Raw genomic sequence first — 25,678 nt, 5'->3', positions numbered from 1 at the left:
CCGTTAGGTCGAACTCCGTCGGTCCGTTCGCTTCGCTCGCCTCCCGACGGGTTACGCCGTCAGTCCGCGACTTCCTCGCCCTGACGCTCCAACTCCGCGGTGACCTGTTGCGCCCCCGCGGAGGACAACTGCTCCCGGAGGCGGCCCGCGACGGTGCGCGCCTCGGCGAGTTCCGTCTCGGCAACGGCGCGGACGAGGGCCACCGCGCGTTCCGACCGGGTGCGCTGCCACGACATCTCGCGGGACTCGTACGTCCGGAGGCCGCGGAGGAAGTCGGCCTTCGAGAACTCCGGCCAGTAGGGCGCACAGAAGTAGACGGCCGCCTCGTTGCCGTTGGCATGCCACGGGAGGAAGTTCGAGGTGCGCTCGTCGCCCCCGGTGCGGATGATGAGGTCCACGTCGCGGGCGGGTTGGCGGTACAACCGTTCGTCTATCTCCTCGATGCCGATGTCGTCGGACGAGAGGTCGCCGCGTTCGACGGCGCGGGCAACGTCGCGGGCCGCCCCAAGGAGTTCCGCGCGCCCGCCGTACGCGAGAGCGATGTTCAACCGGAAGCCGTCGTACTGGTTGGTTCGACTCTCGGCGTACTCGACGGCCTCCTGCATTCTGTCCGGGAGGAGGTCCACCTCACCGATGGCGGAGATTCGGACCTCGCCGTCGTGGACCCGGTCGGCGTCCGCGAACTCGTACAGTTTCGACTCGATGAGGTCGAAGAGCGCTTCGAGTTGGTCCTCGGGGCGGTCGAAGTTCTCCGTCGAGAAGGTGTACAGCGTGAGTTCCTCGACGCCGAGCTCGTCGCACCAGTTGAGGACCTGTTCGGTCGTCTTCGCGCCCTTCCTGTGGCCGTCGGACACGTCGTCTCCGCTCTTCCGCGCGTACCGTCGGTTCCCGTCTTGGATGATGGCGACGTGGTCGGGACCGTCCCCGACCTCTCGCCGGAGCATCTGCTCGTACGCGCTGGCGAACCGCCGACGAGCCCACTGCAACATATACGACGTACATCCGCCGCAAGAGGTATGTGTCTTTTCGTTGCCGTGAACTGTTTGCACGGGGACACGTCCCGGGGCGACCGTCGGGGTTGGCGGAAACCGCCACCCGTTTATCCCGGGACGACGAGTTTCGCCCATGACCGACGTCGTAGACGACGACCTCTACAAGCGCACGATGGCGCTCCTCGAACCGGGCGATATCGAACTCGTGGGCGCCATCGTCCACACCGACCTCGGCGGGCAGGAGGACTTGGAGATGCAGGAACTGACCGTCGACGCGAACGAAGTCATCGCGGCGCACGCCGGGAAGGGAGAGACGTACATCTACGCCGGCAACGACGACACGGACTTCGCCTCCAACCAGTTCCAAGGCCTGGCGCTGGACGACGAGGAGTTCGTCTGGGAGTGCCAGCAGTTACTCCGGAACGGGACGTTCGACATCGTATTCTACTACGAGGCCACCGCCGACCACGACGCCGTCGTCGAGGAACTCGAAGAACTGGCCCACGTCGAACGCGTGATGCCCGTCCCCTGAGACCGGACGTACACGGTTGACCGGGCTGAACCGGCCGTTAGACCCCCCGAAACGTCACCTGCTTCGAGACGCTTATCCATCCGGACTACCGAAACAGACGTAATGAGTAGGGCCGACGCCGACGTCGAGGACCTGACGGGACTCGACCGAGCCATCGTCAACGCGTTCCAAGGGGGGTTCCCCGTGGTCGAACGCCCGTTCGAACCGGCCGCCGCGGCACTCCGCGAACGCGGCGTCGAGGTGACCGCCGAAGAACTTCTCGAACGCGTCCGGCACCTCGACGAGTCGGGCGTCCTCACCCGGTTCGGCGCACTCGTCAACGCCGAGGAGATAGGCGGGACGGCGACGCTCGTCGCCATGCACGCCCCCGAGGACCGGTTCGACGAGGTGGTCGAGAACGTCAACGCCCACCGCGAAGTCGCGCACAACTACGAACGCGAACACCCGCACCTCAACGTCTGGTTCGTCGTGAGCGTCGCCGACGAGGCGCGCGTCGAGGAGGTTCTCGCCGAGATAGAGGCGGAGACGGGGCAACCGACGTACAACCTGCCGAAGAAGCGCGAATTCCGCGTGGAGGCGAAGTTCATGCTCGACGGCCCCGTCCCCGACGGCGACGTGGACCTCTCGCACCTCGGCCCCGAGGTGGACCCCGAGTCGCGGCGGACGCTGACGCCCGCGGAACGCGACTTGGTGTTGGAGATTCAGGGCGGCCTCCCCGTCACGGAGACGCCGTACGCCGACGTGGCCGAGGCCATCGGCGCGGAGACGGAGTGGGTCGTCCGGACGATAAAGCGGTTCGAGAGGGAGGGGAAAGTTCGGCGCGTCGGCGTCATCCCCAACCACTACGCCCTCGGCTACACGGAGAACGGCATGACCGTCTGGAACGTCCCGGACGAGGTGGTCGAAGAGGTCGGCCCCGCCGTCGCCGGCCTCGACTTCGTGACCCACTGCTACCGGCGGCCCCGCCACGAGGGCGTCTGGCCGTACAACTTCTTCGCGATGACCCACGGTCGGAGCGAGGAGGAGAGCGAGGCGCGAATCGAACGGGTGCGCGAGGAGATGGAGACGTACTGGGACGTGGGCGACGACGACTGGGACACCCTGTTCTCGACGCGCATCCTGAAGAAGACGGGCATCCGGATGGACGAACGCGCGGAGGCGAACACCGAGTGAGACGGCACACGGAGGGAGAAAACGAGTGATACCGCTGTACCACGACTTCGCGGGCGAGACGGTCCTCGTCTTCGGCGGCGGACGCGTCGGCGCGCGGAAGGCGCGCCGGTTCGCCGCGGAGGCGGAGGTTATCGTCGTCAGTCCCGACTTTGCGGACGAGGAGTTCGGCGGGGCCGAACGCGTCCGCGAGGCTCCGAGCCCCGAAGACGTCGAATCGTGGGTCGCCCGGACGGACCCCGCCCTCGTCGTCGCCGCGACGGACGATGAGGCGGTGAACGAGGCGGCCGAACGCGCCGCCCGAGAGCGCGGCGCGTTGGTCAACCGCGCCGACGAGAGCGGCGGCCGGGACGCCGGGAGCGTCGTCGTCCCCGCGACGGCGACGGACGGCGACGTGACGGCGGCCATCTCCACCGGCGGCGCGAGTCCCGCCCTCGCGAAGTACCTCCGCGAACGCGTCGAGTCGGAACTCGACGGCGCGGGGGCGATGGCCGACCTGACCGGCGACCTGCGGGCGGAACTGAAGCGTGACGGCTACGCGCCGGAGAAGCGCCGAGACGCCGTGCGAGCGGTCGTACGGTCTCCGCGCGTTTGGAAGGCTTTACGTACGGGGGAATCTAATCCCCGCCAAGAGGCAGACCGCGTGATACGTAACACGATGGGGGGTGACCGATGAGAGACGCCGGAGTGATAACCGGCGTCCGCGTCTCGCACGAGTCTGCGAGCATCGAGGAGATAGAGTCCGCATCGACGACCGACGCCGAGGACGTCGTCGAGTGTCTTCTCTCCCGCGACGGCGTCGAGGAGGCGTTCGCTATCCAGACCTGCAACAGGGCGGAGGCGTACGTCGTCACCGACGCCGTCGCGCGGGGGCGGGCCGCCCTCGACGACTTCGCGCCCGACGTCCGCGACGGCGCAGTCGTCGAGATGGACCACGAGCAGAGTCTGCGGCACCTCATGCGGGTCGCCGCCGGACTCGAATCGCTCGTCCTCGGCGAGGACCAGATTCTCGGCCAACTCAAGCGCGCCGCCGAGTCGGCGCGGGAGGCCGGGGCGGTCGGACCGGTCCTCGACGACGCCCTGACGAAGGCGGTTCACGTCGGCGAACGCGCGCGGACGGAGACGCGCATCAACGAGGGGGCCGTCTCCCTCGGGTCGGCGGCGGTCAAACTCGCGGCGTCCGAGGTGGACGTGGCGGGGGCGACCGCACTCGTCGTCGGCGCGGGCGAGATGGGCCGCCTCGCCGCGGAGGCGTTGGCCGCCGCGGACGTCGAGGAAGTCGTCGTAGCGAACCGGACGCTCTCGAACGCCGAACACCTCGCGGAGTTGGTGGACAGTCCCGCCCGCGCCGTCCCGTTGGACGCCGTCGAGGGCACCGTCGCGGAGGCGGACGTGGTCATCACCGCCACCGGGAGTCCGACGTACGTCATCTCGGAACCCGAGGTTGCGGACGCGGGCGAGACGATGCTCATCGACATCGCCCAACCCCGCGACGTGGACCCCGCCGCGGACGAGGTGGCGGGCGTCGTCGTCCGCGACATCGACGCCCTCGAAGCGGTGACCGACGAGACGCGGACGCTCCGCGAGGAGGCGGCGCGCCGCGTCGAGGCGATGATAGACGACGAGTTCGACCGCCTCCTGGACTCCTACAAGCGAAAGCGCGCCGACGAGGCCATCGGCGCGATGTACGAGTCCGCCGAACGCGTCAAGGAGCGAGAGGTCCAGACCGCCCTCTCAAAACTGGAGTCGCAGGGCTCTCTCACGCCGGAGCAACGCGAGACGGTGGCGTCGATGGCGGACGCACTCGTCGGGCAGTTGCTCTCGGCGCCGACGAAGAGTCTCCGCGACGCCGCCGCCGAGGACGACTGGTCCACCATCCAAACCGCCATGCGACTGTTCAACCCCGACTTCGAGGGCGAGATGCCCCGCTTCTCGGGCGGCGACGCCTCGGAGGAGTCGTCCGAGGGACGACCGGACGGCGTTCCGGCCGACGCGAACCCGAGTCCCGACGAGGACATCCCGCAGCACGTCCTCGAAAGCCTGTCGGACGACTGACGGGGAGAAGCGTTATCCCGAATCCGTCCGACACTCTCTCACATGGCAGACCTGCTCAGCGACGACGAGATACAGCGAAAGCTCCCGAAGGGGTGGGACCGCGAGGGAGACGAGATAACGAAAACGTACGAGTTCGACGACTACCTGAAGGGAATCGAGTTCGTCACCCGCGTCGGCGAGGTGGCCGAAGAGGAGTTCCACCACCCGGAGATTCGCGTCGGGTACAAGGAGGTCGAAGTCCGCCTGACGAGCCACGAGGAGGGCGGCATCACGGACAAGGACATCCGTCTGGCCGGCCTGTTCGACGACGAGGTGTAGTCCGTTGCGCGCGGCGTACGTCTTCAAGGTGCGATTCGCCCTCGAAACCGCTCCGGGCGTGGAGACGGATCCGCGAGCGTTCGACGCCGTCGTCGAACTGGACGCGGACCCCCCCGGCGAGGGCGATTGGCTGTTCTTCCGGGACGCCCTCTGGCGCGGCGAGGTCAACGACGAGCGATACGCCCGCGAACTCGCCGCCGAGTGGCTCTCGGCCCCCGTCGAGTCCGTCTCGTTCAGGGAGTTGCGGACCGACGAGGAGTACCTCGACGCGTTGAAGTCGGAGATCGCCGACAACCTCGACCTGTTCAACTCCGACGCGGTAGACGAAACGCTCACGAAGTACCTCGGCAGTTCGATACACGTCAGGCCGTGAAGAGGCCGTGGAAGGCGGCCGGGCGGCGGTCGTTCCCGGCGGCGCGAACGGGCGCAACAGACTTATCTCGTCGCTACCTATCGGTTCGTCCATGATTGCCGACGCGTACGACTTCTGGCTGTTCGACCTCGACGGGACGGTCGTCGACGTCGAGTGGTCGTACACCCGCGAGACGTTCGACCGGGTCGGCGACCGGTTGGGCCGGGGGTTCACCGACCGCGAGGCCGAGATCCTCTGGCACGGCCTCGGCGGCGCGCGCGACCCGCGACTCCGCGAGTGGGGTCTCGACCCCGAGGAGTTCTGGGACGCCTTCCACGCCGTCGAGGACCCGCAGGCCCGCGCCGAGGCGACGTTCCTCCACGACGACGCCGCGGCCTTGGTGGCCGACCTCCGGTCGCAGGGCGTGCCGGTCGGAGTCGTGACGCACTGCCAGCAGTTCCTCACGGACCCCGTGGTGGACTATCTCGACATCCGGGAGTGGTTCGACACCATCGTCTGCTGTACGGCCGACCTCGGGTGGAAACCCGACCCCGCGCCGGTCCGACACGCCATCGAACGGTTGGGCCTCGACCCGGACGACGCGGGGGCGGGCGTCCTCGCCGGCGACGGCGCGAGCGATATCGGCGCGGCGTGGAACGCCGGCCTCCACGGCATCCACGTCGAACGGCACCCGCCCGAACGGCGCGGCCGGTGCGTGCTGGCCGACTACCGCGTCGAGTCGTTCGCCGACCTGGGTTCCGACGTCGCCGCCGACGGCGGCTTCGAACGGTAACTACGCTCGATTCGGGTACGACTCGTCGGCTGCGCCGTCCCTCGCCGCTCTGATTCCGATTTCACCCCGACTGGAGACGGTGAACTCCCACGACCGGTACGGGAACCGAACCTGCACGTCGTAGTCACAGTCGTCGCTTGGCGGGCGGAGCAACGCGTCCAACACGTCGGCGTCCACGGTCGGATACAGCGGTCCCGTCTCGTCGGCGTCTCGACCGGTGTAGGCGGCCAACGCGACGACGATGCTCGTGCTGAGTTCGTCGTCGGTCTCCCAGTCGTGCGCGGTGACGAACTCCCACTCGCCGCCGTCGGGCCGGGGTTCTCTCTCCTCCTCGTTCGCTCTGCCCCGCCGGGCGAGCGTCCTCGCCTCCGCTATCACCCGCGCGAAGTCGCCCGGGTCGGCCTTCCGAACGTACGTCTCGACGCGGGCGGCGGCCGCGTCGGAGCGAACGTCGTCCCACTCCTTGGCGGTGAACAGGACGATGGAGACGGCCGGGTGCGCGCGGCGCGCGGCCGCGACGAACGGCGTTCCGTCCGGCATGGCGACCGAGTCGCTGACGATACAGTCCACGCGCCGGGAGTCGAGGACGGCCATCCCCTCGGGACCCGACGCAGCGGTCACCACCGTCACGTCGGCGTCGCCGGCCCGTCGGAACGACGCCCGGGATAACTCCAGCACGCTCGGGTCGTCGTCCACGTGCAACACTGTCTGGGCCGGTATCATGACAGTACCTACCAAGAGGGGTACATAGCGTTTTCCCTCGAACGCGGCAGGCGACCGCCACTTTCCGGGGTTCGAGGGCGTTCGGCGGCGCTCGGAGGGACTCGGCGGCGGTCAGTCGCGGTCGTAGCCCGCGAGCGAATCGAACACGTCCCCGGCGTCGTCAATCGCGCGTTCGAACTCGCGGACGCCGGCCTTCTCCGTCCTGTCGGGGTTCGCCCAGACGCGGACCGTCTCCGTCCCGAGGGGGACGAACCCCAAATCGAGGGACTCGGCGGTCTGCCGCAGGCCGAGGCCCGCGTCCGCGTTCCCGTCTACGACGGCGCGGGCGGGGCTCTCGTACGCCTTCGTCCCCAGTTCGTAGCCGTCGATGGCGTCGGTCAGTTCGGTGCTCGTCGTCTCCCTGTCGGCCGCCACCTCGGCCACCGCGTCGTCCAGACTCGCGCGGAGTCCGGAGTTGGTGTCGCGGTTGACGAACCGCAGGTCCTCGTCGGCGAGGTCCGCGAGACCGGTCACGCCGTCGGGGTTGCCCGGCGGGACGACGAGTCCCCACTCGCGCGTCCACCCGCCGAGTTCGACCGCCTCCACCTCGCGGTCGCTCGGCCCCGCGACCACCGCCGCGTCGGGCACGCCGCCGCGGAGGCGTCTGCGGCCGTCTCGGCTCCCCACCGCGAGGTATCGCGGTCGTTCGAGTCTGTCGAGGATGCGCGAGAGGGCGGGGTCGTCCTCGCCGACGCCGAACAGCGTCGGGGGGCGAACGTCGGGCGAGAACAGGCGCACCTCGACCGATTCGCCCTCGGCGAGGTACTCCGTGTCCGGGTGGACCTCCACCACGCCGTCGGCCTCGACCAAGGAAGTGGTCGCGCCGCTTCCCTTGTCCACGGGGTACACCAGCGTCTCGCCCGCCTCGTCGTCGGCGGTTTCACCAGACTTCGTCTGGTGGCCAGCCGAACTTCGTTCGGCGGCGTCACCGCCTCCGCTTCGGGCCGTTGCCGGCCCGCTTTCGACGAGGCCGACGGGCATCAGACGGAGTCGCCCCTCGCCGTAGCGTTCGCGGACGGCCATCGACCCCTCGACGGTCGCGGTGCGGGGTTCGGGGAGGCCGGCGGCGCGGCGGACGGCGGGCGCGACGAACGTCTGGAAGATGGTGAGTGCGGAGACGGGGTAGCCCGGCAGACCGACGTACGCGGAGTCGCCGACGCGCCCGACGAGCATCGGCTTGCCCGGTTTGACCGCGACGCCGTGAAGCAGGAGTTCGCCGCGTTCCTCGATGACGCGGTAGATGACGTCCACGGCGGAGGCGGACGTCGAACCCGACGAGAGCACCAAGTCGCACTCCTCGGCGGCCTCCACGAGGATTCGCTCCATCTCCTCGTAGTCGTCGCCCGCGTGGGGGTAGAGGCGCGCCTCGCCGCCCGCCTCCTCCACGGCCGCGGCGGTGGTGTAACTGTTCACGTCGTATATCTGTCCGGCTTCGCTCCGCAGTTCCTCGCCCGGGCGGACGAGTTCGTCGCCCGTCGAGACGATGCCGACGGTCGGTCGCCCCCGGACGGGCACCTCGTTGATTCCGAGCGCCGAGAGCAGGCCGATCTCGCGGGGGGTGACGCGTGTTCCGGGTCCCAACGCCCGCGCGCCGGCGGCCACGTCCGCGCCGGCGAGCATCACGCTGTCGCCCGGCGCGACGGCCGTCCGCACGACGACCCGCCCGTCGCGTTCCTCCGTCCGTTCGACGACGACGACGGCGTCCGCGCCGGGCGGCATCACCGCGCCGGTGGAGATTTCGGCCGCCTCGCCCTCGCCGACGGTCACGTCCGGTTCCGCGCCGGCGTGGACCGCGCCCACGAGGTCCAACTTGACGGGGTCGGCCTCGTCCGCGCCGAAGGTGTCCCGGCCGCGGACGGCGTACCCGTCCATGCTCGCGCGGTCGAACCCCGGCACGTCCAACTCGGCGTCGATTCGCTCCGCGAGGACGCGCCCCCGCGCCTCCGAGAGGGGGACCGTCTCCGGGTCCGGTTCGAGGTCCAACGACGCGATGGCCTCGTGGGCCTCCTCCGGCGGTGCTAAATCGCGGAACTCCTTGCGCGAGCTCACGCGGACCACTCCCAGTCTTCGACGGCGACGGTCTCACCCTCGGCGTACCCCTCGCGGTCCTCGGGGACGACGACCCACCCGTCCGCGAGGGCGACGGAGGAGAGGACGCCCGACCCGGAGGCGCGGGTGGGGGTGGCGACCCGGTCGTTCTCGCCCTCCTCGGCGTCCAGACGGACGCGAGCGAACGTCCTGACGCCGGGTTCGCTCGGGATCTTGCGTTCCAGTCGGGCTTCGACGGTCGGGAACGGCGAGTCGGGCAGGCGGCCGACGCGCTTGAGCAGTGGCCTGAGGAACTGCACGGCGTTGACGATGCAGGCGACGGGGTAGCCAGGGAGCATCACGACGGGCGTCTCCTCGACGATACCGAGGGCGACGGGGTGGCCGGGTTTGAGGGCGACGCCGTGGACGAGAACCTCGCCGAGTTCCGCCACCACCTCGGGCACCAAGTCGCGTTCGCCGACGGACGACCCGCCGGTGGTGACGACGATATCCTTCGTCAGGTCGCGTTGGATGGCCGCGCGGAGGGCCGCCTCATCGTCGGTGACGACGCTCCGGTACGTGGGGACGCCGCCCCACCGGTCCACCAGACGGGTGACGGTCAGCCCGTTCGTCTCGACTATCTCGCCGGGGTCGGGGTCGTGTTGGACGAGTTCCTCGCCCGTCGGAATCACGCCGACGGTCGGCCGTTCGTAGACGGACACCTCGTCTACGCCGACCGATTTGAGGAGGCCGAGGTCCGACGGCCGGAGTCTGTGGCCGGCGTCGAACAGGTGTTGCCCCTCCGCGACGTCCTCGCCGACCGGGCCGACGTTCTCGCCCTCGGTGACGGCGTCGAACACTTCGAGTTCGTCGCCGACCGCCTCCGTCTCCTCTATCATCACGACGGCGTCCGCGCCCGGCGGGAGTTCGCTCCCCGTGTGGACCCGAACCGCCTCGCCGGGGGCGACTTCCGCGTCGGGTTCGGCCTCCGCGGCCCCGACGCGGAGAATCTCGGGCGACCGACCCGACGCGCCGAACGTGTCCCGCGCGCGCACCGCCCATCCGTCCATTGCCGCCCGGTCGTACCCGGGGACGGGCCGCGGCGACGCGACCGGTTCCGCCAGCGCCCGTCCGTCCGCGGGTCCGAGGGGGAGTCGTTCCGTCCGTTCGTGGGGCGTCGCCGCCGAGAGAAGCGTCTCCCGGGCGGCGGCGACCCGCGTCCGGTCTTTGAACCCGGCGGCGCGTCGGTCCGCCCCGTGGTCGTCCGAATCGGAGTCCGCTGCGTCCATGTCAGACCGTTGCGCGCCCGGAACCAAAAAGGGGCGTAGCGCCGGGCGGACCGTCCGTCCGGAAAAGGCCTTACGGCCGGAATCGACAGCCGCGACCGGGGGGTTTTAGCCCGAGGCACACTTACGTCGGCGTATGTCTGCACTGCGGGACGCGCTTCAGGAACTCCCCGACGCGGTGTTCGCCGACCTGTTGGAATCCGAAGACGCGTACCTCCTCGTGTTGGACCTCCCCGGCGTCACGGCGGAGACGGCCGAAATCGGAGTCGAAAGCGGCCGCCTCACCATCGAGGCGCGACGCGAGAAGTGGCTTCCGGCTGAGTTTCAGTACGTCCGCGAGGACCGGTCGCTGTTCCTCGACGCCGAACTCCCCCTCCCGCCGGACGCCACCGGCGCGGGGGCGAACGCGGAGATGGAACGCGGCGTCCTCACGATTCGCCTCCCCAAGCGAACCGCCGCGCCCGAACGAACCATCCCGATTACCGCTGACGAGGACGGCGTCTGACCTCGCGGTGAGGTGGTGACGCTGGTCAACTTACGCGCGTACTGGCGGTTCCTCGTCGTCGTCTACCAGTTCTTCCCGCTGATAGTCGCCTACGCGAGAGACCGCCGTCGCTTCTTCCTGTTCGGCGGGTCCCGGAGCGTCACCCCCGACATGCGGGTGCGGCGGGCGGGGATTCTGCTCGACTCGCTTCTGACGCTCGGGCCGACGTTCATCAAACTCGGCCAACTGCTCTCGACGCGCCCGGACATCCTCCCGCCGGAGTACATCGAGGTGCTGTCGAGTTTGCAGGACGACGTGCCGCCGGCCCCGTGGGAGGAGTCGAGTCAGGTCCTGGAGGCGGAACTCGGCCCCGTCTCGGAGGCGTTCGACGTGTTCGACCCCGACCCGATAAGCGGCGCGAGTCTCGGGCAGGTGTACACCGCCGAGTACGACGGCGACCCCGTCGCGGTGAAGGTTCGCCGCCCCGGCATCGAGAAGCTCGTGGAGGCGGACCTCCGGGTCGTCCGGTGGTCGCTGCCGGTCGTCAGGCGCTTCATCGGGGAGGGACGGGCGTTCTCCCTCGAAAATCTCGCCGACGAGTTCGCGAAGACCATCCGACAGGAGATGAACTACAGCCGCGAACGGCGCATCCTCGATCAGATTCGGTCGAACTTCCGGGGCGACGACGCCATCCGCATCCCCGCGCCCGTCGAGGAACGCTCCGGGCCACGCGTCCTCACGATGGAGTACCTCCCGGGGACGAAGATAAACGACGTCGCGGCCCTCGACGAGATGGGCATCGACCGGACGGAACTGGCGACGACGCTCCAACGGGTCTACCTGCAGATGATAATCGACGACGGCGTCTTCCACGCCGACCCCCACCCGGGGAATCTGGCGGTGGACGACGAGGGGCGCATCATCTTCTACGACTTCGGGATGTCCGGAAAGGTCGAACCGTTCATCCAGGACAAGATCGTGGACTTCTACGTCTCCATCGCCAACCAGGACATCGACGGCATCCTGGACGCCCTCATCGAGATGGGGACGCTCTCGCCGGAGGCCGACCGGCAGGTGATGGGCGACGTGATGGAACTGGCCATCGCCGACGCCCGCGGCGAGGACATCGAACAGTACCGCGTCCAGCAGATAATCGAGCAGGTGGAGTCGACCATCTACGAGTTCCCCCTCCGCCTGCCCCGCAATCTCGCCTTGGTCCTCCGCGTCGCTACCGTCGTCGAGGGCGTCTGCGTCACGTTGGACCCTAACTTCGACTTCATCGCGGTGGCGACGGCGTACCTCCGCGAGGAGGGGTACTACGAGGAGACGGCCAGAGAACTGGCCAGAGACGCGGGCAGGCAGGCCAGAGACACCTCGCAGGCGCTGTTCACCGTCCCGCCGAAGCTCGACCGGACGCTCGACCGCCTCGAACGGGAGAACCTCAGCGTCAACATCCGCGTCGAGGACAAAAACGGCGTCTTCGACCGACTCGCGCGCCGCATCGCCTACAGCATCCTCCTCGCCGTGGGCGCGCTCTCGACGTCGATTCTGTACGCGTTCGAGGGGACGAGCGTCGTTCCCGCCGCCGTCGCCGCCCTGCTCACGATTCCCGTCGCCGTCCTCCTGTACCGGTCGTTCCGGTCGAAGCGAGGCGTTCGCGCCACGCCGCAGTTCACCCGCCAGAACCTCCGCGAACGCCGCGGCGACGAGTGACGCGTCGGTATCAGACCTGAGTTTCGGGAGGATGCGTTTATACTGGAGGAGTTTCCATACGCACGGTATGACTCGCTGGCGGGCCGTGCTAGCCGGGTTCGCGCTAGCGGCGTGTAGCGAAGCGCTCGTCTTCGCGATCACGGGTCGCGTGACGCTCGTCGGTGGCCTCGCCGGAAGCGTGTTCGCCGGGTACGTCGTCGGCCCCGAATCCTCCGACGGGGCGTGGCACGGCCTCCTCTCCTCTCTGGCGTGGGGGACGCTCCTCATCCCCGGACTCGTCGTCCTCGCGGTGACGGGCGACGGGACGCTCCCGTTTCCCTACGAGTATCTCGCCCCGTTCTTCACCACGCCGGGCGCGGCGACGACCGGAATCCTCCTCTCCGTGACGCTTCCGAACGCCGTCGCGGGGACGGTCGGCAGTTTCGTCCGCCGACACCGCGAGGACCGCCTCTCCGGCGGCGACGGCCCGGCGGCGGACGGCCGGGTGACGACCGACGGCGGAACGGAGGGCAACGTCGGGTGGTTGGGGACGGACCCGAACGAAGAGACGTGACGGCGGGAGACCGAACGCGGCGGAAGGCGCGAGGGACGACGTCGCTCCGTTGGCTGAGGGAACTCCGAACGTTCGAGCGACGCGTACCGCCTACTCGGCGTCGGACTCGTCGTCGTCGCGGGCGATGTCGTACAGGCGGAAACCGAGTTGCGCCATCGCCTTGTCGGCTTTCAGTCGGCCGAGGTGGTCGCTGACGGCCGCGGCGTCGAACTCCGCGGTGTCGTCGACCGACGCCGAGAGGTCGTCCGGGGAGACGCCGTTCTCCAACGCGTCCAACAGAACGGCGTACGCCGTGATGCGCGAGGAGAGTCGTTCCACGTCGTCTCGGTCGCCGGGTGGCGACAGTTCGGCCTCCAGTTTCCGTTCGGCGGCGAGGGCGTCGCGGGGGTCGATGCCGAGTTCGGCCGCCGCGGCGCACACCTCCGGAACGTCGACGTCGAGGCGACGACTCACCGCGCGAACCGCGCCTAACGCGGCGGAGAACGCGCCGTGACGCTCCATCGCGTCCGCCCCGACGCCCCGGAGGAGCGACCGGGCGAGTTCCGTCCCCGCGGGGACCGAGAGTCGCCTGACCACCGTCTCGACGGGGTCCGCGGCGGAGGCAGAAGGGGGTGTGGACGCTCGCATACCCCCGATCCGCCGTCCGAGTATGTATAGACTCGGACGCAGTTATCGGGAGAGAGAACGGTGGGAGTCGAAATCGGGCGTCCCGGGGGCCCGGACCGCAGGTCGGAGAGAGGTGTTCTCGGGTGTCACGCGTCGCTATCGCCCCTCGCGGCGTTTCCAAACCGTTTATACCCACAACCCGATAACGCGGAGATATGGCGAAAGAGCAGAAGCAGGTCCGCGAACTGCAGGAAGGAAGTTACGTGATGATGGACGACTCTCCCTGTAAGATAAACGCCTACAGCACCGCAAAGCCCGGCAAGCACGGCAGCGCGAAGGCCCGCATCGAGGGCAAGGGCGTCTTCGACAGCCGGAAGCGTTCGCTCTCCCAACCGGTCGACGCGAAGGTGTGGGTCCCCATCATCGAGCGGAAGCAGGGGCAGGTCGTCTCCGTCACCGACGACGACGCTCAGATCATGGACCTCGACACGTACGAGACGTTCACGATGCGCATCCCCGAGGGCGAGGACCTCTCGCCCGAAGACGAGATAGAGTACCTCGAGTACGAGGGACAGCGGAAGATCGTATAATCGAGATGTTCCCCGGGGCGACCGAGTCGCGTGACGACGCCGCGTACGTCGTCGTGGGCGCCCCGCTGGATATCTCGACTTCGTTTCGACCGGGGACCAGATTCGGCCCCGAGAGGATCCGGCGGTTCGCCCGGACGTTCGACGACTACGACCGGCGAACCGGCCTGCGCTTTTCCGACCTCCGAGTGCACGACGAGGGCGACGTCCACCCGTGGGACGACGCCGAGGCGTACGTCGAGTGGGTGAGCGGTACGCTCACGGACGCGGTGTGGGACGACGCCGTCCCCCTGCTTCTCGGCGGCGAGCACACCGTCACCGCGGCGGGCGTCGAAGCGGTCGAACCGGACGTGTTCGTCTGCCTCGACGCGCACCTCGACCTGAGAACCGAGTACGACGGCAACGAGTGGAGTCACGCCACGCTCACGCGCCGCGTCCTCGACGAACTCGGCGCGGAGGAGGCGGTGATCGTCGGCGCTCGAACCGGGTCCGAAGCGGAGTGGGACCGCGCCGAAGACGACGACGTGACCGTGGTCCCGCCGGAGGGGGCGGCGTCGTGGGACCCCGGCGACCGGTTCGACGGCCGGTCGGTCTACCTGAGCGTCGATATCGACGCCGCGGACCCGGCGTTCGCGCCGGGAACGGGGACGCCCGAACCGTTCGGCCTCGAACCCCGCGAGATGCGTGATATCGTCCGCGCCGTCGCCCCGCACGCCGACGGCTTCGACGTCGTGGAGGTCAACGACAGAGACGACGGGCAAGCGGCGTCGCTCTCGGGGAAGCTACTCCGCGAGTTCGTCTTCTCGCACGCCGCCGCGGGGCGGTCGGCGGCGGAGCGTTAATCCGACCCGTCGCTCTCCGGCGAGAACGACGCGAAACACGGCAGACAACGGTGAAGGTCGTGGTCCGCGTCGTGCCCGCCGAACGTTATCCACGAGTCGTCGGGGCGCGTCTTCTTCGTCCACCGCTCGCTCCCGCAGTTCGGACACGGAGGGCCTCGGAACACGGTCGTCGGTCGACGTATCGGCTCACAGGTCCTCTGACGCGCCGACGGAGGCTGGCGGTTTCAGCAGTTCCGGTGGTCAGTCCGGTCCGATTCCGAGCGCGCTACTCCGAACCGGACACCGGGTGGAGAACGCCGTACCAGAGCCGGTAGAGAATCGTCCCCACGAGGCCGCCGGTATCGAACCCGTGTCGGAACTCGTCGCTCGGGAACAGTCGCCGCCGGACCGCAGCCCAGCAGAGACCATACGCGAGCCTTCGATACCTCTTCGACCGTATCCGCCCCCAGTCGCGGTCGGACGCCGAGTGGTAGACGAGTTGGTAGAGCGTGCCGGCGAGTACTCCCTTCGCCGAGAGCGAGGGCGGGTCGTCGTACTCCTCGTGTCGATTCAGAACGTTTCGACTGTACGTTTGGGTGACGAGCGCGGCGACCGAGATGAGGAACTCGGCGACCGCCCGTCGGCGGGACACCATACGTACTCCTGCGACTGTCATCTGATATACATTTCTGTGGAGGCGAGGACGGGTGACCGCGAAAGGGGGGAAAGAGGAAGCGAGCGTGGGCCCTCGCGCGTCACCTTCCGGTGACGCGTCGGACGAGGCGTCGTGCCTTGCTAGTGATGCGACGCTTGTACCGTCGCGGCAGTCGTCGCCAGATGAGGAATGCTTTGCTGAACTTACCCATTGTGGACACCCGCGGCCGAGGCCGCGGAACTCGTTCCGTCCCGTTCTGAGCGAACGGGATCGGTAGTAGCCCGGCGACGTACAAAGGCGTCGTGGCCGTCGGCGAGGCGGTCCACCGGGTCGAACCGGGTGGATACAAGCGTCGGGAGGCCGACCGGAGCGGTATGGACCTCTCGGACGTCGTCTCCCGCTACGACGAGGAACTGAACACCGACGAGTTCGCCGACGTGGACGCCAGCGCTAACGGACTGCAGGTCGGCCCCGCGGAGGGGTCGGTCGAACGCGTCGCCTTCGCCGTGGACGCCGCCGAGGCGACCATCGAGGCGGCCGTCGAGGCGGACGCGGATCTCCTCGTGACGCACCACGGCCTCGTCTGGGGCGGCCTCGACCGGGTGATCGGCCGCGCGTACGATCGGATCGAACCGCTCGTCGAGAACGACCTCGCCCTCTACGTCTCGCACCTCCCCCTCGACGGCCACCAGACGCGCGGGAACGCCGCGGGCGTCGCGGACCACATCGGACTCGAAGCCAGAGAGCCGTTCGGGTCGCTCGGGCCGGTCGAAATCGGGCAGGCGGGCCGCGCCTCGAACTCGTACACGGTCGAGGGACTCCGCGAACGACTCGACGCTCTCGACGACGACGGGAACCCGACGCGGGTGTTCGACTTCGGCCCCGAAGAGGTGACCGACGTGGCGATAGTCACCGGGTCGGGCGTCGATTGGCTGGACGAGGCCGTCGAAGCGGGCGCGGACGCGTTCGTGACGGGCGAGGGGAAACAGAAGGTGTACCATGAGGCCAAGGAGGCCGGAATCAACGTCTTCCTCGCGGGGCACTACGCGACGGAGACGTTCGGCGTCCGGAGCCTCGCCGCCCTCGCCGACGAGTGGGGACTGGAGACGACGTACATCGACCACCCGACCGGACTCTGAGAGGGGAAGTCCCGTTTCGCTCGGACCGGCATCGTCGCGTTCAAATCCGGCCGCCGCGCAAGCGTACGCATGAGCGACGACGACCACGAGTACCAGCCACCGAACCGCGAGGAGTTCGCGGAGAACCCCATCGGTCACGCCCGCGTCGAGGCGGGGATGACCGTCGGCGAACTCGCCGCGGAGTACGGTAAGGCGGGCATCGGGGCGGCGAACGTCAACCGAGCCGTCGACACGTACGCCGAGATGCTGGCCCGCGACGACGTGACGAACTTCTTCGGCCTCGCGGGCGCGATGGTGCCGACGGGGATGCGCCAGATAGTGGTGGACCTCATCCGCGACGGCCACATCGACGCCCTCGTGACGACGGGCGCGAACCTCACCCACGACGCCATCGAGGCCGTCGGCGGCAAGCACCACCACGGCCGGGCGGAACCGCACGACCCCCACCCCTCGAACGAGGACGCCGAACCGACGGGCGAGACGACGCGCGACCACGACGAACACCTCCGCGACGAGGAGGTAGACCGCATCTACAACGTCTACCTGCCGCAGGAGTACTTCGCGCTGTTCGAGGGCCACCTCCGCGAGAACGTCTTCCCGAACGTCGAACGGACCGTCTCCATACAGGAGTTCACCGCCGAACTCGGGCGGGCGAACCTCGAACGGAACAGGGAGGAGGGCATCGAGGAGGACGCCGGCGTCGCCGCCGCGGCCTACGAGAACGACGTGCCCATCTACTGCCCGGCGATTCAGGACTCCGTGCTCGGGATTCAGGCGTGGATATACTCGCAGACCTCGGAGTTCGCGCTGGACGCACTGAAGGACATGACGCACCTCTCTGATCTCGCGTTCGAGGCGGAGAAGGCGGGCGCGATGGTCGTCGGCGGGGGCGTCCCCAAAAATTACGTCCTCCAGACGATGCTGACCATCCCCGACGCCTACGACTACGCCGTCCAACTGACGATGGACCCCGACCACACCGGCGGCCTCTCCGGCGCGACGTTAGACGAGGCCCGGTCGTGGGGGAAACTGGAGAAGTCCGCGAAGAACGTCACCGTCGTCGGCGACGCGACGGTCACGCTCCCGTTGGTCGCCGCCGGGGCGCGCGAACGCGCCGAAGAACTGGAGTTCTGAGCGGTCAACGGAGGTCGGAAGCAGCAGACGCCGAAGTTCAGAACGGATCCGTCTCGGCGACGTACGCCGCGAGCGTCTCCAACGCCTTCGGGTCGTACTCCTCCCCGACGTGGTCGACGTTCCACAGCCCCGACGCACGTATCTCCGCGCTCGGGCTATGTCTCCCGAGCCAGTCCGCTGAACGGCCGTCGATGACGGGACCGTCGTAGTTGCTCGCGAGCGCGATGACGTTCCGCTCGATTCTCGCCCGGTCGCTCTCGGCGGAGGGGGCGTCTGGGACTTCGACCCAGAGAAACGGCTGATTCCGAAGATAGACGCTCACCCACCGCTCGAGCGGGTACTCCTCGTCGCGCACCTCGCCCCGCGGTCGGCCGTCGGGGATTCGAGACGCGCCCCAGTCGGGGTAGTTGTCCGCGAGTCCGTGGCGTTCGACGAGCGCTTCGCCGACGCGTAGTCGGTACACCGACCCGCGGTGATTACCGCCGTGGGGGTGCGCCGAACTCCCGCTCCCCGTCCCGTAATGCTGTTTCAGGCGGTCCCACAGCGTCGTCTTGCTCCCCTCGCTCACGGCGTGGGTTCCGACGCGCGTCAGCCGGAGTTGTCCCGACGACGCCCGCGTCTCGCCCGGCGCGAAGAAGAAGTAGACGCCGCGGTCGGGCCAGTCCATGCGGCCGTGACAGTCGGCCAACCGCCGCGGACCGCCGACGCGCGCGGCGAGGTCGTCGAACAGGTCGTAGAGGTGGTCGAGGTCGGCGGTTCGGGTCGTCTCGGTCACACGCTTCGGTGTCTCGTCCCCCTATTTAACGGTTCGTTCGAGATGACGGATTTTCGCCCTTCGATTTCCGACAGATATAGCAACTCGCGGCGTCGTACCGTCGGGTAACGATGAGTCTCCTCCGCGACCGCCTCCTCGGCATCTCCGTCGTCGTCCTCCTCCTGTCGGCGACGCTTCTGGCCGTCGTCCTCGGATACGGCGCGTTGGTCGTCGGCTCGGCGTTCGTGACCGGCGCGTCGGTCGTCGGCGCGGCCCTCGAACTCGCGTTTCCGTGGGTTCCGCTCGCGGGCCTCGCGCTCCTCGGCGCAGTCTTCGGAAGCGTCGGCTTCGTGTACGCTCTCGCCCGACGCGCGTCCGTCCCGCGCGGCGGGCGCGTCCAACGCCTCGCCGAGTTCGCGGAGCGGACGTACCCGCCGCTCCGAACGCTCGGCCTCTCCGAGGCGGTGTCCGAACCGGAGCCGTCGCCCGAGGAGAGGGCGCAGGACGCGCTGGAGGACCTGAAACGGCGGTACGTCGCCGGCGAGATAGACGAACGGGAGTTCGAACGGCGGGTGGACAGACTCGTCGCGAACGACTCGGTGGACGACGTGCGGGCCGAACGCGAGCGGCGCGAACTGCTCCGCGACGAGCGACGCTGAGCGCCGCGATCGAGGACGAGCGTCGGAGTCGGAAACGAGGCGTCGGCGTCGGGGCCAACCGGCGGGAGGGTGGCCCTGACGTATCTTTTTGCGCCGGCCGTCCGTTGGCCCCGCCATGGAGTACACCACGTTCGGACGGACGGGCACGACGGTGAGCGAAATCTGTCTCGGCTGCATGAGTTTCGGGACGAACTGGGACGAGTGGACGCTCGACAGGGAGGAGAGCCGCGAACTCATCGAACGCGCCATCGAGCTCGGAATCAACTTCTTCGACACCGCGAACGTCTACTCGTACGGCGAATCGGAGGAGATTCTCGGCGAGGTGCTCGGAGAGTACGACCGCGACGAGTTCGTCGTCGCCACGAAGGTGTACGGCCAGATGGACGAGGACGACCCCAACTCGGGGGGCCTCTCGCGGAAGACCATCGAGCAGGAACTCGACAACTCCCTCGAACGGTTGGGGATGGACACCGTGGACCTCTATCAGATCCACCGCTGGGACTACGACACGCCCATCGAGACGACGCTCCGGGCCTTAGACGACGCTGTCCGCCGCGGCAAGGTCCGGCACGTCGGCGCGTCGTCGATGTGGGCGCACCAGTTCGCCGACGCCCTGCACACGTCCGACAGCCTCGGACTCGACCGGTTCGTCTCGATGCAGAACCTCTACAACCTCGCGTACCGCGAGGAGGAACGCGAGATGCTCCCCCTCTGCGAGAAGGAGGACATCGCCGTGATGCCGTGGAGTCCGCTGGCGGCGGGGTTCCTCGCGCGCCCGCACGATGAGTTCGACGCGACGACGCGCGGCGAACACGAATCGTCGCTCGAACGCGGGTACACCCGCGGCGGCGGCCCCGACGTGAACGAACGCGTGCAGGAACTCGCGGAGGAGAGGGGCGTGAAGATGGCCCAAATCGCGCTCGCGTGGCAGTTCCACAAGGAGTGGGTGACGACGCCCATCGTCGGCACCTCCAGCGTCGAACACCTCGAAGACGCCGTCGAGGCCCTCGACATCGACCTCTCGGAGTCGGATATCGAGTACCTCGAAGAGCCGTACGAACCCGTCCCCGTCGCCGGACACGACTGAGACCGCCGCGGCCCGGGCGGCCGAACCCCGAGGCCCGTCGCGCCGCCGTTTTTGTTCTATCAGTAACGTTCATTATAGTCGCGCGTCTCCGTCGAAACGTGATGTCGGTCGTACCCGTACGCCGTTGACTCGTTTTTGGCCCCGCACAGGCGTACGACCGACCCCGGCGAACCCCCACGCACGTGAGCACACACACCCGTAACCCGACAGAACCGCAGTCGAGAACCGACCCCCGACCGACCCCCGACCCGTCCGAGAAGCGAGACGCGACGGCCGCGGAACCGAGTGCGGACGCCGCAGACGACACCGACTCGTGGGTGGATCGCTGTCAGCGGTCGTTTTCGGCGACGGACACGCGCCGCCTGCGGAACTTGGCCGACGACGCCAACGAGGCGATGCCGAACCCCGAGTGACCGGTCTCCTCGAAGTCGCTCCCTTCTCACAGTGACCCGTCGTCCGACCCTGACAGTCGCCGCGACCGAAATAGTAAGTTGTCCGCGGTCCGGTGTGAGCGTATGCGACTCGCACGCGTCCAGACGCCGGACGGCATCCGAACCGGCGAGTACGACGACGGGACGGTCACGGCGGACGGGGACACCTACGGTATCGGCGACGACGGGGACGCGACGCTTCTCGCGCCCTGCGAACCGTCGGCGTGTTACTGCGTCGGTCGGAACTTCGCGGCGACGTTGGACCAGATGGACTACGACGTTCCGGACGCGCCCGACTGGTTCATCAAGCCGCCCGCGTCGGTCCACGACCCGGGCGCGCCCGTCGAGTACCCCTCGTGGACCGAGGAACTAACGTACGCCGGGGAGTTGGCGGCGGTCATCGACCGCAGGTGTCACGATATCGGCGAGGACGAGGTGGACGACGTGGTTCGGGGCTACACCATCCTGAACGACTTGGACGCCCTCGACCAACCAGGACGAACCGCGCGGAAGGCGTTCGACGCGTCCGCGCCCCTCGGCCCGTGGATAGAGACGGACGTCGACCCCTCGGACATCGAGATGACGACGCACGTCGGCGGCGAACGCAGGCAGGAGGCGACGACGGCGCAGATGCTGTTCTCCCCGAAGGAAGTCGTCTCGTTCCTCTCCGAACGGTACACCTTCCGCCCCGGCGACGTCGTCTCGTTCGGCAGTCCGGCAAATCCCGGACTCGTCGAACCGGGTGAGGAGGTCGAAATCCGGTACGAGGGCGTCGGGACGCTTCGGAACACCATCGTTGAGGAGTCGTAAGACACCGGCGTCTCGCCGCTTCGACCGCCCGTACGCATTTGTGGACTGAGAGACAGTAACGGCCATGTCACTTCTCCTCGACGGAAAGACGGCGGTCGTTACCGGCGGTTCGAGCGGATTCGGCAGGGCCATCAGTCGCACGTTCGCGAGGAACGGCGCGGACGTCGTCGTCGCGGACGTCACCGAGTCGCCGCGGGAGGGCGGCGTCCCGACGGCCGAACTCGTCCGGTCGGAGACGGACCGCGAGGCGTACTACGTTGAGTGCGACGTGCGGAACCCCGCGGACACGGAGGTAGCCGTGGAGGCGACCGAGGAGTTGGGCGGAATCGACGTCATGGTGAACAACGCCGGCATCGCCGGCGACGAGGACTTCCTTGACGTCACGGAGGCGGCGTTCGAGCGACTGATGGCGGTCAACGTCAAGGGGACGTTCTTCGGCGCGCAGGCCGCGGCGAAGCGGATGCTCGAAGACGGCGGCGGCACCATCGTCAACATGTCCAGCGCCGGCGGCATCGTCGGCACCGGCGACTTGGTGGCCTACTGCGCGTCGAAGGGCGCGGTTCGGCTGATGACGTACGCGCTGGCGGATCGCTTCGGCGGCGACATCCGCGTCAACGCGATTCACCCCGGTTTCAGTAAGACGCAGATGCTCGCCGACTCGTCGCTCGGACGCGGCGTCCGCGGACGCATCGCCTCGGAGATGCTCAAACAGCGCATCCCCTCCGGCCGGTACGGCGAACCGCAGGAGATAGCCAACGCCGCGCTGTTTCTGGCGAGCGACCTCAGTTCCTACGTCAACGGCGAGTCGTTGGTGGTCGACGGCGGCCTGAGCCACACCTGACGGGCGTGAACGGCAACCGACTTGCCGCCCGAGGGAGTAACGTCTCGTGGCCGATGACGACGGCACCGCTCCGAGCGGGGTGGCACCCGACGGTGACGAGCCCTATGAGTGCCGAGGCCTTCGATTCGTGCGTCTGTTCTCTTTCGTCTACCTTATCTCACACCTGAAGGTACGCGACGGATCTGTCACGGCGATAATAGTTTTCGGTGGCGCGTCCCTACAGTCTACGAGTACTCATGAAACGCCCAACGCTCAGAAGTTCCTCCGGCTCTTCGAGGACCAGCATGGACGAGGAGATTCAGCAAGCAGTGGTAGACGTCATCAAAGAATCAGACGACAAGATAGTCGAAATCAGACCGGCGGACGAGTCGAACGGTTTCGTGACCATTCCGAGGATACTGCTCATCGGCGGCGCTCTCGCGGTCGGCTACTGGATGACAAGGTCGAAGAAATCGGTAAAGAAGCTCAAGAGCGCGGTGGGTAAGACCTCCGACCGGACCGAGAAGATGTCCAAGCAGACCGCTGAGACCATCAAACAGAGCGGCGAGACAGCGGCCGAGCGCGTCGAGAAGGGATCGCAGAAGACCGGCGAACAGGTCCAGAAGATGGGCGAGAAAGTCGCCGAGAAGACCGAACAGACCAGCGAACAGGCCGCTGAGAAAACCGAAGAGGCTGGCGAGAAGGCCGCCGAGAAGACCGAAGAGGCTGGCGAGAAGATGGACGGAGGAAGTAGCTCGTCCGACAGTTCGTCGAGTAGCTAACCGCGCGGTTAGAGCGCGGTCCGACTCCGGTTCGGCGATCTCGTCGGTCGGTGTCGGACTATTTTTCGTCCCGGTTGCGTTTCAGGCCCGGCAGAGGAGGCTACTGGTTCGCACGTCCGCCACCGTCTTCCGGCGCGCGGCATTCACCGACGACGGTAGCAGGCACTCCCCGATGCCAAGTACGTGAGGTTACGGTGCACAGAGAAGGATATCCACCGAATAGGGCTGACTTCTGTAGCGGCGCAATCGGAGCCGAACCGGAACTCCGAGGTCGAATCCGACTCGTCAGTCGTCGGCCACCGTCGGCGACTCGGCGGGGTCGGCGTCGGTCGTCCCGTCGTACCGTCCACTGAGGAGCGCCGTCGCGAACAGGACGAGCGGCGAGAGGAACCCGAAGAAGTAGTACGGGGCGTACGCGAGCGTTCCCACGCCGAAGACGGTGGACATGTAGACTGCGCCGGCGTGCCACGGGAAGAGCGCACCCGTCGGGGTGCCCGCGGACTCGATAGCCCGCGAGAGGTCGTCACCCGCCAGCCCGTACTCGTCGTAGAGGTTCCGGAGGGTGAGCCCCGGGACGACGATGCTCATGTACTGCTGGGCGGAGAACGCGTTGACGAGGACGGCCGAGGCGCCGGTCCCGACGACCAGGCTGCGCGGGCCGCGGACGGCCGACGCGAGCGAGTGGGCGAGCACGGCGAGGACGCCGGTTCGCTCGAGGAGTCCGCCGAGCGAGAGGGCCGCGACGACGACCGAGATGGTCCAGGCCGACCCGGAGAGGCCGCCGCTGGCCAGCAGGTCGTTCACGAGCGTCATCCCCGTCTCGGGGGCCGACCCGTCGAGGAAGACCCCCCAGGAGGCGGTGAACGAGCGGCCCTGGACGAGGACCGTCGTGAAGGTGCCGGCGAAGACGCCGGCGACCAGCGTCGGGAGCGCGGGGACGCCGTAGAGCGCCAGCCCGAAGGTGACGACGAGCGGCACGAAGACCAGCACGGAGAGGTCGTACGTCCCGACGAGAGCGCTCTGGATCTCGCCGACGCGGCCGGCGGGAATCGTGTCGCCCGCACGCAGGCCCAGAATCGCGTAGAGTACGACCGAGAGGCCGAAAGCCAGGATGGTCCCGTTGCGCATCGCGCGGATGTGGTCGTAGAGGTCGGTGTTGGTCACCGCGGCCGCGAGGTTCGTCGTGTCCGAGAGGGGCGACTGCTTGTCACCCGCGTAGGCGCCCGAGAGGATGGCACCCGCGGTCATCGGGGCGGGCACGCCGAGGCCCGAGCCGATGCCGATGAAGGCCACGCCGAGGGTGCCGGCCGTGGTCCAGGACGAACCGATGGAGAAGGCGACCGCCATCGCGAGCAGCGCCGTCGCCGGCAGGAAGACGTCCGGCGTCAACACCGCGAGCCCGTAGTACATGAGCCCGGGAATCGTCCCGGCGCTGATCCACGTCGAGATGAGCGCGTAGATGACGAACAGGATGAGGATGGCCTGCAAGCCCATCAGGAGGCTGTCCGCGAGACCCTCGTAGAGGTCCTCCCACGAGTAGCCGAGCCAGTACTTGCCCACCGCGCCGGTCAGCACGATACTCCAGAGGAGCGGCCCGTGCGGGGCCAGTTTCAGATACCCGGAGCCGACGCCGAGGAACAGGACGACCCCGAGAACGGGGATAAGCGCCTGCAGGAGGCTCGGACGCCGCTCCGACGGGATGTCCTCGTACGTCAGTGGTTCGAGGTTCAGAGATGGCACGTGTACCGGGCGATAATAACTGAAGGGTATTAAGGAGATGGATTTTATTCGCATAGAGCATCAGAGTTGTTACCTCCCCGCACGGTAGCGCGAGGGAGCGAAGAGTGTGCCGACGGGGTCTCCTCGGGTGAGAGTCGCGAGCGTCGCACTCGGTGAGCCTGCAGGCGCAGCGAACGCACTCAGTATCCACACAGTTTCGAGGAGGAGGAACGACCGTACTGCGCTCCTAGTCGTCGTCGGACTTGCCGGGCCACGTCACGGACCCGAGGAACGGGACGCCGATCTGTTCCGCCGCCCGCGATATCATGTGCGCGCCGGTCGGCACCGTCAGAAAGAGGAAGACGATACCGATGAGCGACGAGAGGCCGGCACCCCCGGGACCGAAGTACGCGAACCCGGCGAGGAAGATGGAGACCGTACCGATGGTCGCCGGCTTGCTCGTCGCGTGCATCCGGTTGTACACGTTCGGGAGCCTCAGCAGGCCGATGGTCCCGACCGTGAGGAAGAACGACCCGACGACGACCAGGCCGACGACGACCCACGTCCGTACCGCTTCCACTTCGACCATCAGCGGTCACCTCCGGCGACCCGCTGACTCGTCGGAACGGTCCGTCG

29 protein-coding genes are annotated in these 25,678 nt (G+C 68.1%); 20 read left to right on the top strand and 9 right to left on the bottom strand.

Annotated elements, in window-relative coordinates; genetic code table 11:
- Positions 1-59: 59 nt before the first annotated feature.
- Positions 60-989 carry a polyprenyl diphosphate synthase gene (uppS, locus tag ACFQEV_RS04425; protein WP_379692943.1) on the bottom strand — a complete coding sequence of 310 codons (930 nt, stop codon included), beginning with the start codon at positions 987-989 and terminating at the stop codon, positions 60-62.
- A 136-nt stretch (positions 990-1,125) separates the two neighbouring features.
- Here uppS and ACFQEV_RS04420 point away from each other — a divergent pair, with 136 nt between their 5' ends.
- The 7 genes from ACFQEV_RS04420 to ACFQEV_RS04390 all read left to right on the top strand — a co-directional run bounded on the left by ACFQEV_RS04420 (position 1,126) and on the right by ACFQEV_RS04390 (position 6,212).
- Positions 1,126-1,524, top strand: a complete 399-nt coding sequence (locus tag ACFQEV_RS04420) for a DUF5778 family protein (RefSeq protein ID WP_379692941.1) — start codon at positions 1,126-1,128, stop codon at positions 1,522-1,524.
- A 102-nt stretch (positions 1,525-1,626) separates the two neighbouring features.
- The gene (gene ahbB / locus ACFQEV_RS04415; RefSeq protein WP_379692939.1) at positions 1,627-2,697 is read left to right on the top strand and encodes a siroheme decarboxylase subunit beta; all 1,071 of its coding nucleotides are present in this window, start codon (positions 1,627-1,629) and stop codon (positions 2,695-2,697) included.
- A gap of 25 nt (positions 2,698-2,722) precedes the next feature.
- A complete protein-coding gene (locus ACFQEV_RS04410; protein ID WP_379692937.1) occupies positions 2,723-3,370 on the top strand; it encodes a precorrin-2 dehydrogenase/sirohydrochlorin ferrochelatase family protein in 648 nt (215 codons plus the stop codon).
- The gene (gene hemA, locus ACFQEV_RS04405) at positions 3,367-4,749 is read left to right on the top strand and encodes a glutamyl-tRNA reductase (protein ID WP_379692935.1); all 1,383 of its coding nucleotides are present in this window, start codon (positions 3,367-3,369) and stop codon (positions 4,747-4,749) included. The genes ACFQEV_RS04410 and hemA overlap by 4 nt, the downstream gene beginning before the upstream one ends.
- A gap of 42 nt (positions 4,750-4,791) precedes the next feature.
- Positions 4,792-5,067, top strand: a complete 276-nt coding sequence (locus ACFQEV_RS04400; protein ID WP_379692933.1) for a 4a-hydroxytetrahydrobiopterin dehydratase — start codon at positions 4,792-4,794, stop codon at positions 5,065-5,067.
- 4 nt (positions 5,068-5,071) lie between these two features.
- Positions 5,072-5,440 (top strand): LWR-salt protein, encoded by a 369-nt coding sequence (gene lwrS, locus ACFQEV_RS04395; protein WP_379692931.1) that lies wholly within the window; start codon positions 5,072-5,074, stop codon positions 5,438-5,440.
- Between the two features lie 91 nt (positions 5,441-5,531).
- Positions 5,532-6,212 (top strand): HAD family hydrolase, encoded by a 681-nt coding sequence (locus tag ACFQEV_RS04390; RefSeq protein WP_379692929.1) that lies wholly within the window; start codon positions 5,532-5,534, stop codon positions 6,210-6,212.
- Here the strand turns inward: ACFQEV_RS04390 and ACFQEV_RS04385 are convergent, their stop codons facing one another.
- From ACFQEV_RS04385 to ACFQEV_RS04375, 3 genes are all read right to left on the bottom strand, one after another.
- On the bottom strand, positions 6,213-6,935 hold the full coding sequence (locus tag ACFQEV_RS04385) for a HalOD1 output domain-containing protein (protein ID WP_379692927.1): 723 nt from the start codon (positions 6,933-6,935) through the stop codon (positions 6,213-6,215).
- A 111-nt stretch (positions 6,936-7,046) separates the two neighbouring features.
- The gene (locus ACFQEV_RS04380; protein WP_379692925.1) at positions 7,047-9,023 is read right to left on the bottom strand and encodes a molybdopterin biosynthesis protein; all 1,977 of its coding nucleotides are present in this window, start codon (positions 9,021-9,023) and stop codon (positions 7,047-7,049) included.
- Positions 9,020-10,291 (bottom strand): molybdopterin molybdotransferase MoeA, encoded by a 1,272-nt coding sequence (locus tag ACFQEV_RS04375; protein WP_379692923.1) that lies wholly within the window; start codon positions 10,289-10,291, stop codon positions 9,020-9,022. Before ACFQEV_RS04375 ends, ACFQEV_RS04380 begins: the two co-directional genes overlap by 4 nt.
- Positions 10,292-10,424: 133 nt before the next feature.
- Between ACFQEV_RS04375 and ACFQEV_RS04370 the strand changes: the two genes are divergently transcribed.
- From ACFQEV_RS04370 to ACFQEV_RS04360, 3 genes are all read left to right on the top strand, one after another.
- On the top strand, positions 10,425-10,793 hold the full coding sequence (locus ACFQEV_RS04370; protein ID WP_379692921.1) for an Hsp20/alpha crystallin family protein: 369 nt from the start codon (positions 10,425-10,427) through the stop codon (positions 10,791-10,793).
- A 12-nt stretch (positions 10,794-10,805) separates the two neighbouring features.
- Positions 10,806-12,485: an ABC1 kinase family protein gene (locus tag ACFQEV_RS04365; protein ID WP_379692919.1), complete on the top strand. Its 1,680-nt coding sequence runs from the start codon at positions 10,806-10,808 to the stop codon at positions 12,483-12,485.
- A 67-nt stretch (positions 12,486-12,552) separates the two neighbouring features.
- A complete protein-coding gene (locus tag ACFQEV_RS04360; protein ID WP_379692917.1) occupies positions 12,553-13,038 on the top strand; it encodes a DUF5518 domain-containing protein in 486 nt (161 codons plus the stop codon).
- Between the two features lie 90 nt (positions 13,039-13,128).
- Here the strand turns inward: ACFQEV_RS04360 and ACFQEV_RS04355 are convergent, their stop codons facing one another.
- Positions 13,129-13,665 carry a hypothetical protein gene (locus ACFQEV_RS04355; protein WP_379692915.1) on the bottom strand — a complete coding sequence of 179 codons (537 nt, stop codon included), beginning with the start codon at positions 13,663-13,665 and terminating at the stop codon, positions 13,129-13,131.
- 194 nt (positions 13,666-13,859) lie between these two features.
- On the opposite strand from ACFQEV_RS04355, the gene ACFQEV_RS04350 reads away from it, so the two are divergent.
- Together ACFQEV_RS04350 and speB are read left to right on the top strand one after the other, a co-directional pair.
- The gene (locus ACFQEV_RS04350) at positions 13,860-14,234 is read left to right on the top strand and encodes a translation initiation factor IF-5A (protein ID WP_379692913.1); all 375 of its coding nucleotides are present in this window, start codon (positions 13,860-13,862) and stop codon (positions 14,232-14,234) included.
- A gap of 5 nt (positions 14,235-14,239) precedes the next feature.
- Positions 14,240-15,073, top strand: coding sequence for an agmatinase (gene speB / locus ACFQEV_RS04345; protein WP_379692911.1), 834 nt, complete (start codon positions 14,240-14,242; stop codon positions 15,071-15,073).
- 265 nt (positions 15,074-15,338) lie between these two features.
- Here the strand turns inward: speB and ACFQEV_RS04340 are convergent, their stop codons facing one another.
- Positions 15,339-15,707 carry a DUF8097 family protein gene (locus tag ACFQEV_RS04340; RefSeq protein ID WP_379692909.1) on the bottom strand — a complete coding sequence of 123 codons (369 nt, stop codon included), beginning with the start codon at positions 15,705-15,707 and terminating at the stop codon, positions 15,339-15,341.
- Between the two features lie 374 nt (positions 15,708-16,081).
- Between ACFQEV_RS04340 and ACFQEV_RS04335 the strand changes: the two genes are divergently transcribed.
- Positions 16,082-16,846: a Nif3-like dinuclear metal center hexameric protein gene (locus ACFQEV_RS04335; RefSeq protein WP_379694528.1), complete on the top strand. Its 765-nt coding sequence runs from the start codon at positions 16,082-16,084 to the stop codon at positions 16,844-16,846.
- Between the two features lie 69 nt (positions 16,847-16,915).
- Entirely contained in the window at positions 16,916-17,980 is a 1,065-nt protein-coding gene (locus ACFQEV_RS04330; RefSeq protein ID WP_379692907.1) for a deoxyhypusine synthase, read from the top strand.
- 37 nt (positions 17,981-18,017) lie between these two features.
- On the opposite strand, the gene ACFQEV_RS04325 is transcribed toward ACFQEV_RS04330, so the two are convergent.
- On the bottom strand, positions 18,018-18,755 hold the full coding sequence (locus ACFQEV_RS04325; protein WP_379692905.1) for a GIY-YIG domain-containing protein: 738 nt from the start codon (positions 18,753-18,755) through the stop codon (positions 18,018-18,020).
- Between the two features lie 110 nt (positions 18,756-18,865).
- Here ACFQEV_RS04325 and ACFQEV_RS04320 point away from each other — a divergent pair, with 110 nt between their 5' ends.
- The 6 genes from ACFQEV_RS04320 to ACFQEV_RS04295 all read left to right on the top strand — a co-directional run bounded on the left by ACFQEV_RS04320 (position 18,866) and on the right by ACFQEV_RS04295 (position 23,323).
- Positions 18,866-19,393 (top strand): SHOCT domain-containing protein, encoded by a 528-nt coding sequence (locus ACFQEV_RS04320; RefSeq protein WP_379692903.1) that lies wholly within the window; start codon positions 18,866-18,868, stop codon positions 19,391-19,393.
- 115 nt (positions 19,394-19,508) lie between these two features.
- Complete coding sequence (locus ACFQEV_RS04315; RefSeq protein ID WP_379692901.1) at positions 19,509-20,480, top strand: aldo/keto reductase; 972 nt, start codon at positions 19,509-19,511, stop codon at positions 20,478-20,480.
- A gap of 182 nt (positions 20,481-20,662) precedes the next feature.
- On the top strand, positions 20,663-20,893 hold the full coding sequence (locus ACFQEV_RS04310; RefSeq protein WP_379692899.1) for a hypothetical protein: 231 nt from the start codon (positions 20,663-20,665) through the stop codon (positions 20,891-20,893).
- Between the two features lie 102 nt (positions 20,894-20,995).
- Positions 20,996-21,721, top strand: coding sequence for a fumarylacetoacetate hydrolase family protein (locus tag ACFQEV_RS04305; protein WP_379692897.1), 726 nt, complete (start codon positions 20,996-20,998; stop codon positions 21,719-21,721).
- 64 nt (positions 21,722-21,785) lie between these two features.
- Positions 21,786-22,562: an SDR family oxidoreductase gene (locus tag ACFQEV_RS04300; RefSeq protein WP_379692895.1), complete on the top strand. Its 777-nt coding sequence runs from the start codon at positions 21,786-21,788 to the stop codon at positions 22,560-22,562.
- A gap of 284 nt (positions 22,563-22,846) precedes the next feature.
- On the top strand, positions 22,847-23,323 hold the full coding sequence (locus ACFQEV_RS04295) for a hypothetical protein (protein ID WP_379692893.1): 477 nt from the start codon (positions 22,847-22,849) through the stop codon (positions 23,321-23,323).
- A gap of 285 nt (positions 23,324-23,608) precedes the next feature.
- On the opposite strand, the gene arcD is transcribed toward ACFQEV_RS04295, so the two are convergent.
- Positions 23,609-25,063: an arginine/ornithine antiporter ArcD gene (arcD, locus tag ACFQEV_RS04290; RefSeq protein WP_379692891.1), complete on the bottom strand. Its 1,455-nt coding sequence runs from the start codon at positions 25,061-25,063 to the stop codon at positions 23,609-23,611.
- A gap of 226 nt (positions 25,064-25,289) precedes the next feature.
- Positions 25,290-25,631, bottom strand: a complete 342-nt coding sequence (gene mnhG, locus ACFQEV_RS04285; RefSeq protein WP_379692889.1) for a monovalent cation/H(+) antiporter subunit G — start codon at positions 25,629-25,631, stop codon at positions 25,290-25,292.
- Between the last annotated feature and the right edge of the window lie 47 nt (positions 25,632-25,678).

Source organism: Halopelagius fulvigenes, assembly GCF_042662625.1.
GTDB lineage: Archaea > Halobacteriota > Halobacteria > Halobacteriales > Haloferacaceae > Halopelagius > Halopelagius fulvigenes.
This window is presented reverse-complemented; position numbering and strand designations above follow the sequence as displayed.

Excerpts from the sequence above, each read along its gene's own strand:
- ACFQEV_RS04355 (WP_379692915.1), bottom strand. The coding sequence starts at position 13,665 with ATGCGAGCGTCCACACCCCCTTCTGCCTCCGCCGCGGACCCCGTCGAG.
- ACFQEV_RS04350 (WP_379692913.1), top strand. The coding sequence starts at position 13,860 with ATGGCGAAAGAGCAGAAGCAGGTCCGCGAACTGCAGGAAGGAAGTTAC.
- ACFQEV_RS04305 (WP_379692897.1), top strand. The coding sequence starts at position 20,996 with ATGCGACTCGCACGCGTCCAGACGCCGGACGGCATCCGAACCGGCGAG.
- ACFQEV_RS04300 (WP_379692895.1), top strand. The coding sequence starts at position 21,786 with ATGTCACTTCTCCTCGACGGAAAGACGGCGGTCGTTACCGGCGGTTCG.
- ACFQEV_RS04320 (WP_379692903.1), top strand. The coding sequence starts at position 18,866 with ATGAGTCTCCTCCGCGACCGCCTCCTCGGCATCTCCGTCGTCGTCCTC.
- ACFQEV_RS04370 (WP_379692921.1), top strand. The coding sequence starts at position 10,425 with ATGTCTGCACTGCGGGACGCGCTTCAGGAACTCCCCGACGCGGTGTTC.
- ACFQEV_RS04420 (WP_379692941.1), top strand. The coding sequence starts at position 1,126 with ATGACCGACGTCGTAGACGACGACCTCTACAAGCGCACGATGGCGCTC.
- ACFQEV_RS04330 (WP_379692907.1), top strand. The coding sequence starts at position 16,916 with ATGAGCGACGACGACCACGAGTACCAGCCACCGAACCGCGAGGAGTTC.
- ACFQEV_RS04335 (WP_379694528.1), top strand. The coding sequence starts at position 16,082 with ATGGACCTCTCGGACGTCGTCTCCCGCTACGACGAGGAACTGAACACC.
- ACFQEV_RS04360 (WP_379692917.1), top strand. The coding sequence starts at position 12,553 with ATGACTCGCTGGCGGGCCGTGCTAGCCGGGTTCGCGCTAGCGGCGTGT.
- ACFQEV_RS04385 (WP_379692927.1), bottom strand. The coding sequence starts at position 6,935 with ATGATACCGGCCCAGACAGTGTTGCACGTGGACGACGACCCGAGCGTG.
- speB (WP_379692911.1), top strand. The coding sequence starts at position 14,240 with ATGTTCCCCGGGGCGACCGAGTCGCGTGACGACGCCGCGTACGTCGTC.
- uppS (WP_379692943.1), bottom strand. The coding sequence starts at position 989 with ATGTTGCAGTGGGCTCGTCGGCGGTTCGCCAGCGCGTACGAGCAGATG.
- mnhG (WP_379692889.1), bottom strand. The coding sequence starts at position 25,631 with ATGGTCGAAGTGGAAGCGGTACGGACGTGGGTCGTCGTCGGCCTGGTC.
- hemA (WP_379692935.1), top strand. The coding sequence starts at position 3,367 with ATGAGAGACGCCGGAGTGATAACCGGCGTCCGCGTCTCGCACGAGTCT.
- ACFQEV_RS04295 (WP_379692893.1), top strand. The coding sequence starts at position 22,847 with ATGGACGAGGAGATTCAGCAAGCAGTGGTAGACGTCATCAAAGAATCA.
- ACFQEV_RS04375 (WP_379692923.1), bottom strand. The coding sequence starts at position 10,291 with ATGGACGCAGCGGACTCCGATTCGGACGACCACGGGGCGGACCGACGC.
- ACFQEV_RS04315 (WP_379692901.1), top strand. The coding sequence starts at position 19,509 with ATGGAGTACACCACGTTCGGACGGACGGGCACGACGGTGAGCGAAATC.
- ACFQEV_RS04400 (WP_379692933.1), top strand. The coding sequence starts at position 4,792 with ATGGCAGACCTGCTCAGCGACGACGAGATACAGCGAAAGCTCCCGAAG.
- ACFQEV_RS04340 (WP_379692909.1), bottom strand. The coding sequence starts at position 15,707 with ATGGTGTCCCGCCGACGGGCGGTCGCCGAGTTCCTCATCTCGGTCGCC.
- ahbB (WP_379692939.1), top strand. The coding sequence starts at position 1,627 with ATGAGTAGGGCCGACGCCGACGTCGAGGACCTGACGGGACTCGACCGA.
- ACFQEV_RS04390 (WP_379692929.1), top strand. The coding sequence starts at position 5,532 with ATGATTGCCGACGCGTACGACTTCTGGCTGTTCGACCTCGACGGGACG.